Annotated in this window: 15 protein-coding genes and 1 tRNA gene; 6 read left to right on the plus strand and 10 right to left on the minus strand. The window is 71.5% G+C overall.

Going from position 1 to position 15,987, the window contains the following annotated elements; translation table 11 throughout:
• Positions 1 to 28: 28 nt before the first annotated feature.
• Positions 29 to 223 (minus strand): hypothetical protein, encoded by a 195-nt coding sequence (locus tag D1369_RS20865; protein ID WP_007383199.1) that lies wholly within the window; start codon positions 221 to 223, stop codon positions 29 to 31.
• 248 nt (positions 224 to 471) lie between these two features.
• On the opposite strand from D1369_RS20865, the gene D1369_RS20870 reads away from it, so the two are divergent.
• Both D1369_RS20870 and D1369_RS20875 read left to right on the plus strand, forming a co-directional pair.
• Complete coding sequence (locus tag D1369_RS20870) at positions 472 to 1,413, plus strand: intradiol ring-cleavage dioxygenase (RefSeq protein ID WP_007383198.1); 942 nt, start codon at positions 472 to 474, stop codon at positions 1,411 to 1,413.
• Between the two features lie 9 nt (positions 1,414 to 1,422).
• Positions 1,423 to 2,262 carry a triphosphoribosyl-dephospho-CoA synthase gene (locus D1369_RS20875; protein ID WP_007383197.1) on the plus strand — a complete coding sequence of 280 codons (840 nt, stop codon included), beginning with the start codon at positions 1,423 to 1,425 and terminating at the stop codon, positions 2,260 to 2,262.
• On the opposite strand, the gene D1369_RS20880 is transcribed toward D1369_RS20875, so the two are convergent.
• The 4 genes from D1369_RS20880 to D1369_RS20895 all read right to left on the minus strand — a co-directional run bounded on the left by D1369_RS20880 (position 2,237) and on the right by D1369_RS20895 (position 8,002).
• A complete protein-coding gene (locus D1369_RS20880; protein WP_037900728.1) occupies positions 2,237 to 3,466 on the minus strand; it encodes an MFS transporter in 1,230 nt (409 codons plus the stop codon). The genes D1369_RS20875 and D1369_RS20880 overlap by 26 nt on opposite strands.
• A 10-nt stretch (positions 3,467 to 3,476) precedes the next feature.
• A complete protein-coding gene (locus D1369_RS20885) occupies positions 3,477 to 4,859 on the minus strand; it encodes a PLP-dependent aminotransferase family protein (RefSeq protein WP_118082561.1) in 1,383 nt (460 codons plus the stop codon).
• A 61-nt stretch (positions 4,860 to 4,920) separates the two neighbouring features.
• Positions 4,921 to 6,387, minus strand: a complete 1,467-nt coding sequence (locus D1369_RS20890) for an aminopeptidase P family protein (RefSeq protein ID WP_007383194.1) — start codon at positions 6,385 to 6,387, stop codon at positions 4,921 to 4,923.
• A gap of 103 nt (positions 6,388 to 6,490) precedes the next feature.
• On the minus strand, positions 6,491 to 8,002 hold the full coding sequence (locus D1369_RS20895; RefSeq protein WP_205574484.1) for a PP2C family protein-serine/threonine phosphatase: 1,512 nt from the start codon (positions 8,000 to 8,002) through the stop codon (positions 6,491 to 6,493).
• A gap of 452 nt (positions 8,003 to 8,454) precedes the next feature.
• Between D1369_RS20895 and D1369_RS20900 the strand changes: the two genes are divergently transcribed.
• Both D1369_RS20900 and D1369_RS20905 read left to right on the plus strand, forming a co-directional pair.
• On the plus strand, positions 8,455 to 9,120 hold the full coding sequence (locus tag D1369_RS20900) for a bifunctional DNA primase/polymerase (RefSeq protein WP_007383193.1): 666 nt from the start codon (positions 8,455 to 8,457) through the stop codon (positions 9,118 to 9,120).
• Between the two features lie 56 nt (positions 9,121 to 9,176).
• Positions 9,177 to 9,824: a hypothetical protein gene (locus D1369_RS20905; RefSeq protein WP_007383192.1), complete on the plus strand. Its 648-nt coding sequence runs from the start codon at positions 9,177 to 9,179 to the stop codon at positions 9,822 to 9,824.
• 244 nt (positions 9,825 to 10,068) lie between these two features.
• On the opposite strand, the gene D1369_RS20910 is transcribed toward D1369_RS20905, so the two are convergent.
• The 3 genes from D1369_RS20910 to D1369_RS20920 all read right to left on the minus strand — a co-directional run bounded on the left by D1369_RS20910 (position 10,069) and on the right by D1369_RS20920 (position 12,704).
• A complete protein-coding gene (locus tag D1369_RS20910; protein WP_007383191.1) occupies positions 10,069 to 11,058 on the minus strand; it encodes a DUF5926 family protein in 990 nt (329 codons plus the stop codon).
• A 124-nt stretch (positions 11,059 to 11,182) separates the two neighbouring features.
• Complete coding sequence (locus D1369_RS20915; protein ID WP_007383190.1) at positions 11,183 to 11,818, minus strand: ATP-binding protein; 636 nt, start codon at positions 11,816 to 11,818, stop codon at positions 11,183 to 11,185.
• Positions 11,819 to 11,876: 58 nt separating this feature from the next.
• Entirely contained in the window at positions 11,877 to 12,704 is an 828-nt protein-coding gene (locus tag D1369_RS20920; protein WP_007383189.1) for a glycerophosphodiester phosphodiesterase, read from the minus strand.
• A gap of 258 nt (positions 12,705 to 12,962) precedes the next feature.
• Between D1369_RS20920 and D1369_RS20930 the strand changes: the two genes are divergently transcribed.
• Both D1369_RS20930 and D1369_RS20935 read left to right on the plus strand, forming a co-directional pair.
• Positions 12,963 to 14,462: a trypsin-like peptidase domain-containing protein gene (locus D1369_RS20930; RefSeq protein WP_007383188.1), complete on the plus strand. Its 1,500-nt coding sequence runs from the start codon at positions 12,963 to 12,965 to the stop codon at positions 14,460 to 14,462.
• Between the two features lie 62 nt (positions 14,463 to 14,524).
• A tRNA-Ser gene (locus tag D1369_RS20935) sits at positions 14,525 to 14,609 on the plus strand.
• Positions 14,610 to 15,052: 443 nt separating this feature from the next.
• Here the strand turns inward: D1369_RS20935 and D1369_RS20940 are convergent.
• Together D1369_RS20940 and D1369_RS20945 are read right to left on the minus strand one after the other, a co-directional pair.
• Entirely contained in the window at positions 15,053 to 15,283 is a 231-nt protein-coding gene (locus D1369_RS20940) for a chaplin family protein (RefSeq protein WP_007383187.1), read from the minus strand.
• Positions 15,284 to 15,457: 174 nt separating this feature from the next.
• Entirely contained in the window at positions 15,458 to 15,661 is a 204-nt protein-coding gene (locus tag D1369_RS20945) for an integrase (RefSeq protein ID WP_202477030.1), read from the minus strand.
• Positions 15,662 to 15,987: the final 326 nt, after the last annotated feature.

Below are 15,987 nucleotides of genomic sequence, written 5' to 3' on the forward strand. Positions count from 1 at the left end.
AGCGCGATTCATCGTGAAGAAGGCCTGGTCAGACGGCCGACTGGAAGGCCGCCACCGAGATCCGCGAGGGTCCGCGGTCCGGAGTGTCGTGCGACACGACCCGCGTGAGAGTGCCGGACCTGATGTGGTCCAACCGGGCTGCGAGCCGTACCAGCGGGACCCGTTCACCTGTGCTGGGCTGCTTCTTCGACTCTTCGGCCGGATCGTTGGTGGGCGTATCCATGGACGAACCTCGATCTTCCGTGCGCCCGTTGACGGGCGATGGACAGGAGTCGGAATACCGGAGCGGATGCTAAACGCATCTCGAGCACCCTGCATGGTGAAATGCTCGTGAGTGTGAATGACCCCGGACGACGGATCGTGGGTTGACATGCAATCACACAGCGGGGACAAAGGGGGCCGATCAAGCTCTCAGCCCCCGCACAGCCTGCTCCCAACTTACTGCTGGACACCCTTCCTACGTTCCTGCTCATGACGGGAAACCACAGGAACACGAACATCACCCGGCGCCGCGCCCTCGTGGTGACCGGCGGGACGGTCGCGGCGGGCGGGCTCGCCGTCACCGGGTACCAGTCGGCGTTCGCCGACACCACCACCGAGGCGACGGCCACCGCCTCGGCGACCAGTACCGGTGCGTGCATGACGCTCATGTCGAGCGTCACCGAAGGTCCCTACTACCTCGACGGCGCCCTGGTCAGGAAGGACATCACCGAGGGCAAGAGCGGGGTCCCGCTCACCCTGCGGCTGACCGTCGTGGACGCCACCGACGGCTGCACCCCGGTCAAGGGCGCGGCCGTGGAGATCTGGCACTGCGACGCCTGGGGCTACTACTCCGGCTACACCACCGCCAACCCCGGCGGCTCGGCGCCCGCGGAGAGCGAGGACGGCTCCACCGCGAACGACAGCACCTACCTGCGGGGCTACCAGATCGCGAACGCCAATGGGGTCGTGAAGTTCGAGACGATCTTTCCTGGCTGGTACACCCCGCGCACGTGTCACATCCACGTGAAGGTGCACACCGGCGGCGAGAAGGAGGACGGCACCTACGAGGGCGGCAAGGTCAACCACACCGGCCAGCTGTTCTTCGACGACACGATCGCCGAGGAGATCTTCGCGCTGGAGCCCTACTCCCGGCACTCCGGCAGCTACACCACCCTCGACAACGACATGGTCTACGACGGCGGCGGGGCCTCCAGCGGCCTGCTCACCCTCAAGGCCGTGCACAAGGCCGACCCGTCCAAGGGCTACAAGGGCTCCCTGACTCTGGCGATAGACCCCGACGCGGAGAACACGGGCGCGGGCAGCGGCGGTGGCGGCGCGGGAGGCACGCCCCCGAGCGGCGCCCCGACGGGCGCACCGCCGAGCGACGCTCCGTCCGAAAGTGCCGCTCCCTCGGCCTCCGCGGCCTCGTAGGGTACGGCCATGAGCAGCCCCGAGGACGAGGCACTGGCTCTGGCCGCCGTGGACGCGCTGACCGGTCAACTGGCCCTGGCCCCCAAGCCGGGCCTGCCCGACCCGCGCGACCTCGGGGCCCGTGCCACGCGCAAGGACCACTGCTCCCTGCGCTGGTCGGCCAAGGCGCTCGCGCCCGGCCTCGCGGCGATGGCCGCGGCGGCCCGCCGTACCGGCGAGCCCAGTCCCCAGCTGCGTGCGGAGCTGGGCGCGATCGGCCGGTGCACCGAGCACTCGGTGGGCCTGGCGGGTGGCGGCCACCGCGGTGCCCTGTGGGCCCTCGGCCTGCTCGTCGCCGCGGCCGCGCTGGACCCGGCGGCGCGGTCCGAGGACGTGACCGCGACCGCCAAGAAGATCGCCGCGCACCGCGACAGGCGGGTCCCGCGCCGGCCCTCCCGGGGCTCCTCGGTGTCCGCGAAGTACGGCGCGGCGGGCGCCCGGGGCGAGGCGCGAGCCGGATTCCCGCACGTACGGCGGGCGTTGGCCGCGCTGGCCGAGTCCCGCACGGCGGGCGCCGCCGAGGTGGAGGCCCGCCTGGACGCCCTGCTCACCGTGATGTCCACCCTGCAGGACACCGAACTCCTCTACACGGCGGGCCCCTTGGGTCTGCGGCACGTCCAGGCGGGTGCCCGGGGCGTCCTGGAGGCGGGCGGCACCGCGACCGACGCGGGCCGCGAGGCCCTGCTCGCCCTCGACGCCGACCTGCACGCACGCGCGTGGAGCCCCCGCGGCAGCGCCGGGCTGCTGGCGGGGGCCCTGTTCGTGGACGCCCTTGCGTCGTCGGTCAGTTCACGAGCGCGGGCCGCCTGACGTCCGTCTCCACCCGGCCGGCGGCCCGACGGGTCGCCGGCCCCATCGCGTACGACGCCCCCAGCGTCACCGCTCCCAGCAGCAGCCACCCGGGCGTGCCCCACTCCACCAGCAGCGTCGTGAGGACCAGCGGCCCGAGCGTCCGCGCCACGGTCACCCCGGTCCCGAAGAACCCCTGGTACTCGCCGACCCGCTCGGCCGGAGCCAGGTCGAAGGAGAGCTGCCAGGACCCGGCCGACTGCCCCATCTCGGCCACTACCTGAAGTACCGCACCGACGACCAGCGCACCCACGGCCACCCACGGCGAGGCCCCCGCCGACAGCGCGAACACCGCGCACGCGGCCAGCATGACCCACCCCGACCGCCGCACCGCGCGGGTGGCCGACGCGAGCCCGGTCACCCCGCGGGCCATCCGCACCTGGAACACCATCACGGCCCCGGTGTTGAGCACGAACAGCGCGGAGACCAGCCAGGTCGGCGCCGCGGTCCGCTCGGCGATCCACAGCGGAATCCCCAGGCTCAGCAGGGGCATCCGCAGCAGCAGGACGGTGTTCAGCAGGGTGATCACGGCGTACGGCCGGTCGCGCAGCACACCCGGGCCGTGACGTTTCGCCTCGGGCACGCGGGGCGCCACCGACGGCAGTCGCAGCAACAGCAGCGCACACCCCACGAAGCTCACCGCGTCCACCGCGAACACGCCGAGATACGCCGCCCGTGTCCCGGCGTGCAGCGCCAGCCCGCCCAGCCCCGCGCCCACGGCCAGCCCGGCGTTCAGCGTCGCCTGGAGGTGGGCCAGCAGCCCGGTCCGCTCCCCGGCGGACACCAGCCCCGCGAGCAGCGCCTGCCGGGCCGCGGCGAGCCCCGACTGCGCGGAGGCGTAGGCACAGGCCGCCAGCACGAACGGCACGAAGTCCCGCACCACCAGGAAGGACGCCACCGCCAGCCCCGTCGCCAGCGCCAGCAGCACCGCCGTGCCACGCGCCCCGCGCCGGTCCGCGAGCCGGCCGAGCGGCACCCCCACCACCGACCCGACCGCCCAGCCGACGGTGAGCCCGAGCCCCACGCGCGCGGGGTCGAGACCGACGACGTGGGTGAAGTAGAGCGCCGACGTCACGTAATAGGCGCCGTCCCCGACGGAGTTGCTCAACTGGGCGAGCGCCAGGACGCGTTGCGGCCCCGCGGGCGGGACGAGTGAGTTCGTCATGGAACCGACACTAGAAGTGCGGTGGACCGCTCGACAGACCCAATGGAGGCCGCTGGGAGTGGCCCAATTCCAGGACCCGGACCAGGACGTCCAGCGCCTCGGGATACGCCCCCTCCCGAGGAGTCCCGTATCCCACGACGAGCCCCTCGCGAGTCCCCGCCGCGTGCCAGTGCTCCCGCAGGGACCCCACCGCGAGCCCCGCGGCCGCGGCCCGCGCCAGCACCGCCGCCTCGTCCTCGACCTCCACCAGGGCGTGCAGCCCGGCCGCGATCCCCTGGACACGCCATCGCGCCCCCAGCCGCTCCACGAGCCGGTCCCTGCGTCGCCGGTATCCGAGCCGGCACGCGCGCACGTGACGGTCGTAGGCGTGACTGCGGATCAGCTCGGCGAGCGCCAGCTGCCCGATGGTCTCGGTGCTGTGGTCGCTGTGCAGCTTGGCGTCGGCGACGGGTGCGACGAGGTGCGGTGGCAGCACCATCCAGCCGAGCCGGAGCGCGGGTCCGAGCGTCTTGGACGCCGTCCCCAGGTAGACGACCCGGCCCGGCGCCATCCCCTGGAGCGCCCCGACGGGCTGGCGGTCGTAGCGGAACTCCCCGTCGTAGTCGTCCTCGACGACCAGCGCCTCACGCGCGCGTGCCCAGTCGGTCAGCGCCCGCCGCCGCGCGGGGTGCAGGGTCACGGCGGTCGGGTACTGGTGGGCGGGAGTGACGACGACGGCCGCGGGGTCCCCGAGAGCGTCGACCTCGACGCCCCGCTCGTCGACCGGCACCGGCACCACCCGTCCGCCACCGCGCCGTACGACCTCCCGGTGGAAGGGCAGGCCGGGGTCCTCCATGGCGATGTCCCCGCCCTCCAGAACCCGCGTGAGCAGCGCGAGCCCCTGCACGGCCCCGGAGGTGACGACGATCTGCTCGGGAGAGGCGACGACTCCACGGGCCCGCCCGAGATACTCCGCGAGCGCGACGCGCAGCTCGATACGGCCCAGGGGATCGCCGTAGTCGTACGCGGAGACGGGAGCGGTGGCGACGGCCCGCCGCAGGGCCTTGAGCCAGGCGGCGGCGGGGAAGGCGCCGACGTCCGGACTGCCGGGCCGCAGATCGAAGAGCGGCGCACGCGCGTGTGTACCGCTCTTGGACGGTTGGGCCTCAGCGGCGGGCAGAGGGGCGACGACCGTCCCTGATCCCTGCCGAGCGGTCAGATACCCCTCGGCGATCAACTGGTCGTAGGCCGCCTTCACGGTCCCCCGCGAAACCCCCAGCTCCTCGGCGAGCCGCCGAGTGGCGGGAAGCCGGGCGCCAGGAGCGAGTCGCCCTCCGCGAACGGCGTCGCGCAGGGCCCTCTCGAGCCCGGCACGACGCCCGTCAACGGGGTCGGCTTCCAGATGCAGGTCCACTGCGACTCCCTAGGGGCGCGGGGAACTGCGCGACCAGCCACGACTCACCCGCAGCCGAAACTCAACCCTTGAGCTGAGCCATCCAGGCCTCGACCTCGTCGGACCGCCGAGGAAGGCCGTCCGACAGGTTCCGATTCCCGCTGTCCGTCACCAGGATGTCGTCCTCGATCCGCACCCCGATGCCCCGGTACTCCTCGGGCACGGTCAGATCATCGGCCTGGAAGTACAGACCGGGCTCGACGGTCAGCACCATCCCCGCCTCGAGGACGCCGTCCACATACGACTCGACCCGCGCGGCAGCGCAGTCGTGGACGTCCATGCCCAGCATGTGCCCGGTCCCGTGCAGCGTCCAGCGCCGCTGGAGCCCCAGCTCCAGCACCCGCTCCACCGGCCCCTCGACCAGGCCCCACTCCACGATCCGCTCGGCGAGCACGCGCTGCGACGCGTCATGGAAGTCCCGGTACTTGGCACCCGGCTGCACGGCCGCGATCCCGGCCTCCTGGGCGTCGTACACGGCGTCGTAGATCTTCTTCTGGATCTCGCTGAAGCGGCCGTTGACCGGCAGCGTCCGCGTCACGTCGGCGGTGTAGTAGGTGTGCGTCTCGACGCCCGCGTCGAGGAGCAGGAGGTCACCGGAGCGCACCGGCCCGTCGTTGCGCACCCAGTGCAGCGTGCACGCGTGCGGGCCCGCCGCGGCGATCGTGCCGTAGCCGACGTCGTTGCCCTCGACACGCGCGCGGAGGAAGAAGGTGCCCTCGATGTAGCGCTCGGAGGTGGCCTCGGCCTTGTCGAGGACCTTCACCACGTCCTCGAAGCCCCGCACCGTCGAGTCGACGGCCTTCTGGAGCTCCCCGATCTCGAACTCGTCCTTGACCAGCCGCGCCTCGGACAGGAAGACCCGCAGCTCCTCGTCCCGCTCGGCGGTGACCTTGTCGGTGAGCGCGGCCTCGACGCCGGCGTCGTAGCCCCGTACGACCCGCACCGGGCCGGTGGCCTCGCGCAGCTTGTCGGCGATCTCCCGCACGTCGGAGACGGGGACGCCGTACAGCGTCTCGGCCTCGGTCAGCGAGTGCCGCCGACCGACCCACAGCTCACCCTGCCCCGACAGCCAGAACTCACCGTTCTCGCGGTCGGAACGCGGCAGCAGGTACAGCGTGGCGGTGTGGCCGCCGGAGACGGGCTCCAGGACGAGCACGCCGTCCTCGGTCTGGTTGCCCGTGAGGTACGCGTACTCGACGGAGGCCCGGAAGGGGTACTCGGTGTCGTTGGAGCGGGTCTTCAGGTTGCCCGCCGGGATCACCAGCCGCTCACCGGGGAAGCGCGCCGACAGCGCGGCACGGCGGCCCGCGGTCTCGGCGGCCTGCGCGATCGGCTCCAGGTCGTGCAGCTCGGTGTCGGCCCAGCCGGACTTCATGCTCTCGGCCAGCTCGTCGGAGACGCCCGGGTACAGGCCGTTCTTCCGCTTCTTGATCGGCTCTTCGGACTCATCTTCCGGGGTCGCCGGGGTGAGCTCTTCGGCCACGGTCATCCTCCTACGAAACGGCACTGGACCCCCTCCATCGTACGGTCGTACGGAAGGGGGCCCAGGGGCCTTGGGCCTGTTACACCCTGCTACACCGTGCTACACCGTGCTACTCGAAGTGTGCGGCGAGCAACACGACGTCCTCCTCGGAGTCCGCCTCGTCCAGGCCCTCGGGCAGCACGGTCCGCAGCACGTGGTCGGCGACCGCGCCGGGGTCACCGCGCAGCGCCTTCGGCACCCCGGCGGCCGCCGCGTGCAGACGGGCGAAGGCACGGTCGGTGGGGTCGCCGGTGCGGTGCAGCAACCCGTCGGTGTACAGCAGAACCGTCTCTCCGGGCTCGGCGCTCAGCTCCACGCTCGGCGCCTCCCAGCAGGCGAGCATCCCGAGCGGCGCGGACACGGACGTCTCCACGAACTCGGTGCGCCGCTCGCCGATCAGCAGCGGCGGACAGTGGCCGGCACCGGCCAGCGTGATCTTGCGCAGCGCGGGCTCGCAGTAGGCGAACAGAGCGGTGGCGGAGCGGGCCGGCTCGGTCAGCCGGAGCAGCAGCTCCAGGTCGGACAGGACCGCGACCGGGTCCTCGCCCTCCATCACGGCGTACGCCCTGAGGGAGGCTCTGAGGCGCCCCATCGCGGCGATCGCGCTCGGGCCGCTGCCGGTCACCGAACCGACCGCGAGGCCCAGCGCCGCGTCCGGCAGCGGCAGCGCGTCGTACCAGTCGCCGCCGCCGCGCGGACCGGTGCGGTGCCGGGCGGCGAGCCTGACGCCGGCGACCCGGGGGAGCCGGGACGGCAGCAGCTCCTCGGCCATCGTCGCCATGCAGGCGCGGGTGCGCTCGACCTCGAGGAGCCGGGCCAGGTGCTCGGTGGCGTAGCGGACGTACAGGCCGACGAGGTGCCGCTGGCGCTCGGACGGTTCGGCGGGCTCGTCGTAGAGCCACACCGCGGCACCGAGGCGGCCGGCGTCGTCGGTGGACAGGGGGAGCGCGTAGCAGGCCGCGTAACCGAGGCGGGCGGCCACCTCGCGGTGGCGCGGGTCGAGGCCGTCCTCGGCGAGCAGGTCGGGCTGGGCGATCTCGCCGTCGGCGCCCGGCAGCCCGTCGAGAATGCGGCCGTACGACATCGCGCTGCGCGGCACGGTCTCGATGTGCCCGAGGTCGGCGCGGGCGAGTCCGAGGCCGATGGTGGTGTCGGGGCCGAGGCCGTCGCCCGGTTCGAGGACGACCAGTCCGCGCCGGGCTCCCACCAGGGCGGCTCCGGCCTGCAGGAACTCCTGGAGGGCTGCGGACAGGGTGTCCGTGCGGGCGAGGCGTTCGGTGAGTTCGTGCAGGGTGGTCAGGTCGGAGACCCAGCCGGCGAGACGGTCCTGGAGCAGGGCGCCGGGTGCGTTCGGCGTGGGGACCGGAGAGGTGCCCGGGGCGGCAGGCGCGGGCGCGACAGTGTGTGCGGGTGCGGGAACCGTTGAATCGATTCCGGCCACTTTCGGAGGGTGAGGGGCGTTCATGGCGTCCGGCTTTCCGACCGGTGCGTATTGCTCAAAAGCATCGCAAACCCCCATGTCATTCTGCGCCGCTAGCAGTGTCTCCACATGTACACGCACTCGTGAGGGGATGTCCAGCATTGTCCTGCCGGGATTCCTGGTGTCCGTGGGTAACCGGTGGAGAGTGGATCGGTGGGCAAAGTTGGCTAAAAACCGCCTCGGGTTAAGGTGTATTGAGGTCGACTGGCCTTGCTCCACAGAGCGTCACAGCGGTCGTGATGGGTACGTACTCGGTAAGGACCAGGGGTGGTTGGACTGTCACCCGGAACCTGGTGACCGACCCGGGCGTCTTAGCCACCGACGATCGTGCCCCATCCTCCCGTGGCGGAGGCGGAGAGAAATAGCGGGACGGCAAAACGCCAGACTTCGCCACCCCCCGCCATGCCCGCGCTTTTGATAGACGCAGTATGGGGTTCCCCTTGTCTCGGACAAGGGTGTGATGCGCCAACAGGTACGCACAGTGAAGTGATCGACACATGGTGTGATGTGGTCCACGGTGTTGCCAGCGGTGCAACGGAAAGGAACGAGCGCTCATGCGCGAGATCCTCGGAAAGCGACGCAGGCTCCTGTCCCAGCGCAGCGACGGAAGGCCTGAATTGTTCAGCGCGGCCCTGACCTTCGCGAAGGAATGGCAGTGGCCCGTACTCCCGGGTGTGGCACCGGACCCGGAGGGCCGGGACCGGTGCGGATGCCCCGACCCGGAGTGCACGGTCCCCGGCGCCCACCCCTTCGACCCGGGTCTGCTCGCGGCCACCACGGACGAGCGCATGGTCCGCTGGTGGTGGACCAACCGCCCGGCCGCGCCGATCATCCTGGCCACCGGCGGCAGCGCCCCCTGCGCGGTCAGCCTGCCGGCCCTCCCGGCCGCCCGCGCCCTGGCCGCACTCGACCGCGCGGGCATGCGCCTGGGCCCGGTGGTCGCCTCGCCGACCCGCTGGGCGATCCTCGTGAAGCCGTACTCCCTGGAACAGCTGGGCGAACTGCTGTACGCCCAGGACCACGTCCCCGGTTCGCTGCGCTTCCACGGCGAGGGCGGCTACCTCGCCCTGCCCCCGTCCGGGACCGGGCACGGGGACATCACCTGGGAGCGCGCTCCGCTGCCCGGCTCGGCCTCCCCCTGGGTCCCCGACGTCGAGGCCGTGGTGGACGCCGTGGTCGAGGCCCTCACTCGTACGGGTGTGAGCGCACCCGAGTTGTAGGGGTGTCGGGCGCGGGTGGAACCGGGTGCCCGCGCTCGGTCGTTATCGTCCGGTTCATGAACCTTCGTCTGCTCGCCCTGTCGGGCATCGTGGTGTGCGCGATCGCGCTGCCCCTGGCCGTGGCCTCCGCGGGACAGGTGGGCGACGGAGGCCGTACGGTCGTACGCGACCTCGTGCGTCCCGCAGAGCCTCCCGCGGTCCGGCCTCCCGCGGATCCTTCCGCCGCCCGGCCTCCCGCGGATCCTTCCGCTGCACGGCCGTCCACGGGCCCTTCCGCTGTACGGCCGTCCGCGGCCGACGACTACAAGGCGCCCCTCGCCGAATCCGGCCGCTCCCCGCTGCTGCTCGGCCTGGGCCTCGCCACCGCCGCGCGCTGCGGCCCCGAACTGACCTCCCCCGACGGCATCGAGGCGCAGACCTGTGTGCTCACGCAGGGCGAGGAGACCTGGGCGCGGACCTACTACCGCAACGCGACCGGCGCCGTGCTGGACGCCGCGCTCAGCTTCATGGGGCCCGGTGTACGCACGGTGCAGCTGCACTGCGCGGTCGGCGCCGGGGACGAGCCGGACAGCTGCGAGACACCCCGCGAACGCACCCAGGGAGCGCCGGTCGACTACACGGCGGTCGCGGAGTTCGCCCGGCGGGGCAGCGGACCACTGCTGCTGCGGACCGCGAGCAACTCCGGGGAAAACACGGGCAGTTGACGCACGCAGACGTTCCGTAAAGCGGTCCGGGCACAGAAAGACCCGGTTGCTGGCGACGGGGGATGCACCAGCAACCGGGCTACTGGAACGGTAACAAGAGATCGGCCGTTCGCAAATTCGACCGCGCCGCTCCCTGGCTTATTCGGACACCGACTCGCCTCCTTGTGAAGGGAGTTGTGGACGGAGCCGGCCGTTCCGTGAAGGTTCGGTGCGACTGACCGGCCGGTCAGCCGCACCGGTTTCGTCAACTCAGCGTGACCTGGCGGTTGGTGAGGCCGCCGCGGGCGCGGCGCTCGTCGGCGGTCAGCGGTGCGTCCGTGGCCAGAGCGCCCGCGAGCCGCTCGGCGAACTCGGCGGCCGGCTTCTCGACGTCCTCCGCGGTGACCCCGCTCGGCAGGTCCCACACCGGGACGGTGAGGCCGTGGGCGCGGAAGGAACCGACGAGCCGGGTGCCCTCGCCGAGGTTCGACTTCCCGGCCGCGTGCAGCCGCGCGAGCGCGTCCAGAAGTTGCTCCTCGGGGTGCGGCATCACCCAGCGCAGGTGGTTCTTGTCCGGCGTCTCGCACCAGTAGGCGGCGTCGACACCGGTCAGCCGGACGGTCGGGATGGCCGCCGCGTTGGCCCGCTCCAGGGATGCGGTCACCTCGGGCGTGGCGTTCTCCGCGTCCGGTACCCAGAACTCGAAGCCCTCGTGGACAACTGGCTCGAACGCGCCTTCGGGATCGAGCAGGTCCTGCAGTCGCGGACCGTCGGCGGGGGCGCGCCGGCCCTCGACCGGGGTGCCGGGAGCCGCCGTGAGCGCGCGCTGGAGGGTGTCGGCGAGATCACGGCTGATGTCGCCGGACGCCGTGTCGTTCTGCAGACCGAGCAGGACCGAGCCGTCGTCGCGGCGCAGGGCGGGCCAGGCCATCGGCAGGACCGTGGCCAGCGTGACCGACGGGACGCCCTCGGGAAGGCCGCTCTTCAGGGTCAGCTCGACCGTGGCGGCGGGGACCAGCTCGCGCAGGGCCACCCAGTCGCCCTCGCCGGCGAGGCCCTCGAACGGGCGGTGCACCAGCTCGGTCGCGGCCTGCGCGGCGGCCCGGCCGTGGCAGGCCTTGTAGCGGCGGCCGCTTCCGCACGGGCAGGGTTCGCGGGCGCCGACGACCGGAATCTGACCATCAGCACCTACGGCGCGGGCGCCATCCGTGATCTGCGGGCGCTTGGCCTTGGTCTGGGGTCGCTTCTTGGCCATCGTGGCTGTCTCCCGGTTACGGCTCGTCTCGTACGGGCGCGAGCCTAGCCGCTTGCGACTTGGCCGACGGGAGCCTGTGGACAACCACCGGGGTGTCCTGCCCGGATGCCCGGTCCCGGTCGCCTCAGCCCAGATCGTCGAACGCGTCCGAGAAGTCCAGGTCGGGTATCGCCACCGACGGGGCCACGACCCGCGTGGCGAAGTCGCTCCGCCGGCAGCCGGCGTCCGGATCGTGAACGTCCGAGTGGACGATCACCCAGACCGTGACCTCGCCCCGGGCGTCGTCCCTGACACCCCAGTCGTCGGCCAGCGCGGTGATGATGTTGAGCCCGCGGCCGCCGTGCGCGGTGACCGAGGGGGTGGCCGGAGCCGGGCGGGTGGGTCCGCCGCCGTCCGTCACCTCGACCGTGAGCCTGCCGCCCGCGTCCACCCGCCAGGCGGCGCGGACATCGCCGTCCCCGGCCAGGGCGTCGCCCAGCGGCCGGCCGTGCTTGCACGCGTTGCTCAAGAGTTCGGAAAGAATCAGTACGGCGTCGTCGATGACCGATTCCGCCACGCCACCCCTGCGCAGCTGCACGCGCATACGGTGTCTCGCTTCCCCCACGCCCGCAGGGCCATGGGGTACGGCCATGCTCGACGACGTGGGCACCTCCTGTGCCACCACCAACGCCACCCCCGAGACCTCCTTCGCCCCACGCCACGGTGTGGATGCCCCATTGGCCTGTACCGGAAACCGGCCAATCACGTTCCGCTGACGCATTCGTCACGACCGAACACGCATCGAACGCGCCGGGGCACACCCTGTGACGGAGGCGACGTCAGCGGCCCAGGCGGTCGAGCACCGCGCGCGGGCGGTTGGTGATGATGGCGTCGACGCCCAGCTCCACGCAGAGGTCCACGTCCTCGGGTTCGTTCACGGTCCACACGTGCACCTGGTGGCCCGCCCCCTTCAGGCGCTCGATGTAGCCGGGGTGGTTGCGCACGATCCGGATCGAGGGTCCCGCGATCCGCACTCCCGCGGGCAGCCGGCCGTCCCGCAGCCGGGGCGAGACGAACTGCAGCAGATAGACGGTCGGCAGGGTCGGCGAGGCGGCACGCACGCGATGCAGTGACCGGGCCGAGAAGCTCATGACCCTGATCGGCGACTCGGCGGCGGAGGCGGGGGCGTCCAGGCCGAACCGCTTCAGCAGTGCCAGCAGCCGCTCCTCGACCTGTCCCGCCCAGCGCGTCGGGTGCTTGGTCTCGATGGCCAGCTCCACCCGCCGCCCCGCGTCGGCGACGAGTTCGAGCAGCCGCTCCAGGGTCAGGACGGAGGTGTCCTCCCGGTCCTCGGGCCGGAACACCCAGTCCGGCTCCTCGTCGCGGGTGCGCCAGAACTCCCGGGTCCTGCGCGAGCCGAAGTCCAGGGCGGCGAGGTCGGCGAGTTCCAGGGCCGAGACCGCTCCGCGGCCGTTGGACGTACGGTTGACCCGTCGGTCGTGGACGCACACGAGATGGCCGTCGGCCGTGAGACGTACATCGCATTCGAGGGCGTCCGCACCGTCCTCGATCGCTTTGCGGTACGCGGCGAGCGTGTGCTCGGGAGCGTCTTCCGAGGCTCCGCGGTGGGCGACGACTTGGGTCAGCTGCTGCCGTGCGTGGGTCACCGCGTCATGGTGCCACCGCTCAGGGGTACGCGTGCGAACGGAGGCATATGGATTGCGCCTCATTTGTCTTGCATGGCCTATATAAAGAGCAGCCGCAGACCCACAGGCACCGCTTATGGTGCCCTGACGGCCCGTGGGAAAAGCTGACGGCATACAAAAGGACATGCACAGCTGACGCACGCCGGACACTGAGCGGCACTGGCCGAGCGTGACCGAGTGCGACCGACAACCGACAGCCGTGGACCGAGGAGAGAAGCTGTGAGCACCGAGAACGAGGGCACTGCGGTACCCCCGGCCCCGTCTGCACCCCCCGTGCCGGTGGACGCTCCCGCGGCTTCGGCACCCCAGGCGGCCTCCGCCGCGGGCGCCGCCACCACTCCGGCCCCGCCGCACGCCTCCGGCGGCGCACAGGGGCCGGAACTCGTGCACGCGGGATCGGCTCCGGCGTACGCCTCGGCACAGGGGCAGCAGCACGGCGCCCCGGGCGGCCCCGAGGGCGCCTGGCCGCCGCCGCAGCCTCCGGGCACCCCGTCGTACGCCGACGGCGGTGCAGGCGGTGTGGGCGGTGCAGGCGGTGCGGGTGGCGCCGGTCCGACGGGTGTCTGGGGTGCGGGCTACCAGCAGCCGGCGCCGAAGCCGAAGAACGGCCGCGGTGGTCTCGTCGCCGCGATCCTGGTGGCGGCGCTGGTCGCCGGCGGCCTTGGCGGCGGTCTGGGCTACACCCTGGCCAAGAACAACGACAGCGGCTCCTCCACGACCCTGTCCGCCTCGGACAGCGGCGGCAGCGTCAAGCGTGACGCCGGCACCGTCGCGGGCGTGGCGCAGAAGGCCCTGCCCAGCACGGTCACCATCGAGGCCGAGTCGACCAACGGCGAGGGCGGCACCGGAACCGGGTTCGTCTTCGACAAGCAGGGCCACATCGTCACCAACAACCACGTGGTCGCCGACGCGGTCGACGGCGGCAAGCTGACCGCCACCTTCCCGAACGGCAAGAAGTACGACGCCGAGGTGGTCGGCCACGCGCAGGGCTACGACGTGGCGGTCATCAAGCTCAAGAACGCGCCGAGCGACCTCCAGCCGCTCACCCTGGGCAACTCCGACCAGGTGGCGGTGGGCGACTCCACGATCGCGATCGGCGCCCCCTTCGGCCTGTCGAACACCGTGACGACGGGCATCATCAGCGCGAAGAACCGCCCGGTGGCCTCCAGCGACGGCAGCGGCAGCAACGCCTCCTACATGAGCGCGCTGCAGACGGACGCGTCGATCAACCCGGGCAACTCGGGAGGCCCCCTCCTGGACGCGCAGGGCAGCGTGATCGGCATCAACTCCGCGATCCAGTCCACCAGCGGCGGCGGCCTCGGCGGCACCAGCCAGTCCGGCTCGATCGGCCTCGGCTTCGCCATCCCGATCAACCAGGCCAAGTACGTCGCCCAGCAGCTGATCAAGACCGGCAAGCCGGTCTACGCCAAGATCGGCGCGTCCGTCTCCCTGGAGGACTCCTCGGGCGGCGCGAAGATCACCACCGAGGGCGCCGGCGGCTCCGCCCCGGTCGAGTCGGGCGGCCCCGCCGCCAAGGCCGGCCTCAAGCCCGGCGACGTCATCACCAAGCTGGACGACCACGTCATCGACTCCGGCCCCACCCTGATCGGCGAGATCTGGACCCACAAGCCCGGGGACAAGGTCAAGATCACCTACGAACGCGACGGCCAGACCCACACGGTCGATCTCACCCTGGGCTCCCGCACCGGCGACAGCTGACCCGCACGCCCCCGCCCCGACCCGTTACTCTGTTCCCCGCGCCACGGTCACCCGCGGCGCGGGGTGGGTTGCCCGAGCGGCCTAAGGGAACGGTCTTGAAAACCGTCGTGGCGCGAGTCACCGTGGGTTCAAATCCCACACCCACCGCATAGCAGGTCAGAGACTTGCAGGTCAGAAGGGGTGCCACTCTCCGGAGCGGCACCCCTTCTGCGTACACCCTGTCTCACCCTGGCTCGCCCCTATCTCACCTTTGACCAGTGCGTATGGGACATCTGGGGCCAGGGCCAGGCTCATGCCTGGCATGAAGAACTGTTTCCGGTGTTCAACGACGTGACGGGCTGACGGGCTGACGGGCGTCTGTCGTGTGCCATCCTCTGGAGAGCGCCTAGCGAGACGAGCCTATTCGTAGCTTTTCCTGCAAAGACGGGAGGAGGCGGGTCGCCCATGGCTGTGCTCCGTAAGACTGGAGCCCAGGTCGGGCCTCCCCCAGAGTCCTCGTGGCCGCGTGCGGGGCCGTCGAACCCTCCGGTTTTCCCGCTCCTCAGCCACTCGGCCTTTGGCGTCGGTGATCCGATCCCATGACGCGCCCATCAGAAGTGGAACTGCGAGAGCAACGTCGTGACGCTGACGTTGCCCGTGTTGCCCTTGACCTGACCGTTGATGCAGGTCTGACCATGGGCCGGATTACCGCTGCTGCCGACGTTCACGGAGTTGCCGCAGACGTTCGTAGCGGCTTCCGCAGTCCCGCCGGTCGCGGCGAGTCCGCCGAACGCAAGCAGACCGCTCACGCCCGCGACTGCGGCTATGCGCTTGAGCTTCATGTCGCCCTCCTCCGGTACTCACCGCCACTTGGTTGGCGATGCCGCCCTTGGGGACGCAGGGCGGGAGGGTGGTTCGACCCCTACTTCGACGATACGACCCGATGAATCAGGATAAAAGGGATCTACTCGACGATCGGCTGAGGGTTGTCCCTCCGTCTGGCCGCGACGGGCTGGTCACCCCTCATCCAGCGCGCGGGCAGTCAGGCGGTTGGACTGCTGCTGGCCGCCCTTGAGGATCTTCGCGTAGAACCGGTACAGCACGGCAATGCTGTGGCCGACGCGTGCGGCGACGTCGGCGGGATCCACCCCCGATTTGATCCAGAGCGACACCCCGGCGTGCCGCAGGGAGTACGGCACCGCCGCAAGGTCGGACTTCACCTCGCTGGGCGTGAGCACCGCTTTGCGCGCCCGCTCCCAGAGATCGCAGTACTCCGTAGAGACGACGACTTGTGTCTTTCCGTTTGCGGAGCATGGTGAGGATATTGAAAACGGCCAGTGCCAGGTGTGGGCCAGGGAGTTCGATACGGCGGCGCCACGGCGCGGATATGCAAACCGTCGTGGCGCGAGTCACCGTGGGTTCAAATCCCACACCCACCGCGTGAACGGTGTGAAGGAAGGGGCGTCCTCAGGAGGGGGCGCCCCTTTCATGCGCCCAGGGGGTCGGGGCGGGGTGTGGCTTCGGTGGTGGGACTGGGTAGGGAGGA

The organism is Streptomyces sp. CC0208 (assembly GCF_003443735.1).
Taxonomy (GTDB): domain Bacteria; phylum Actinomycetota; class Actinomycetes; order Streptomycetales; family Streptomycetaceae; genus Streptomyces; species Streptomyces sviceus.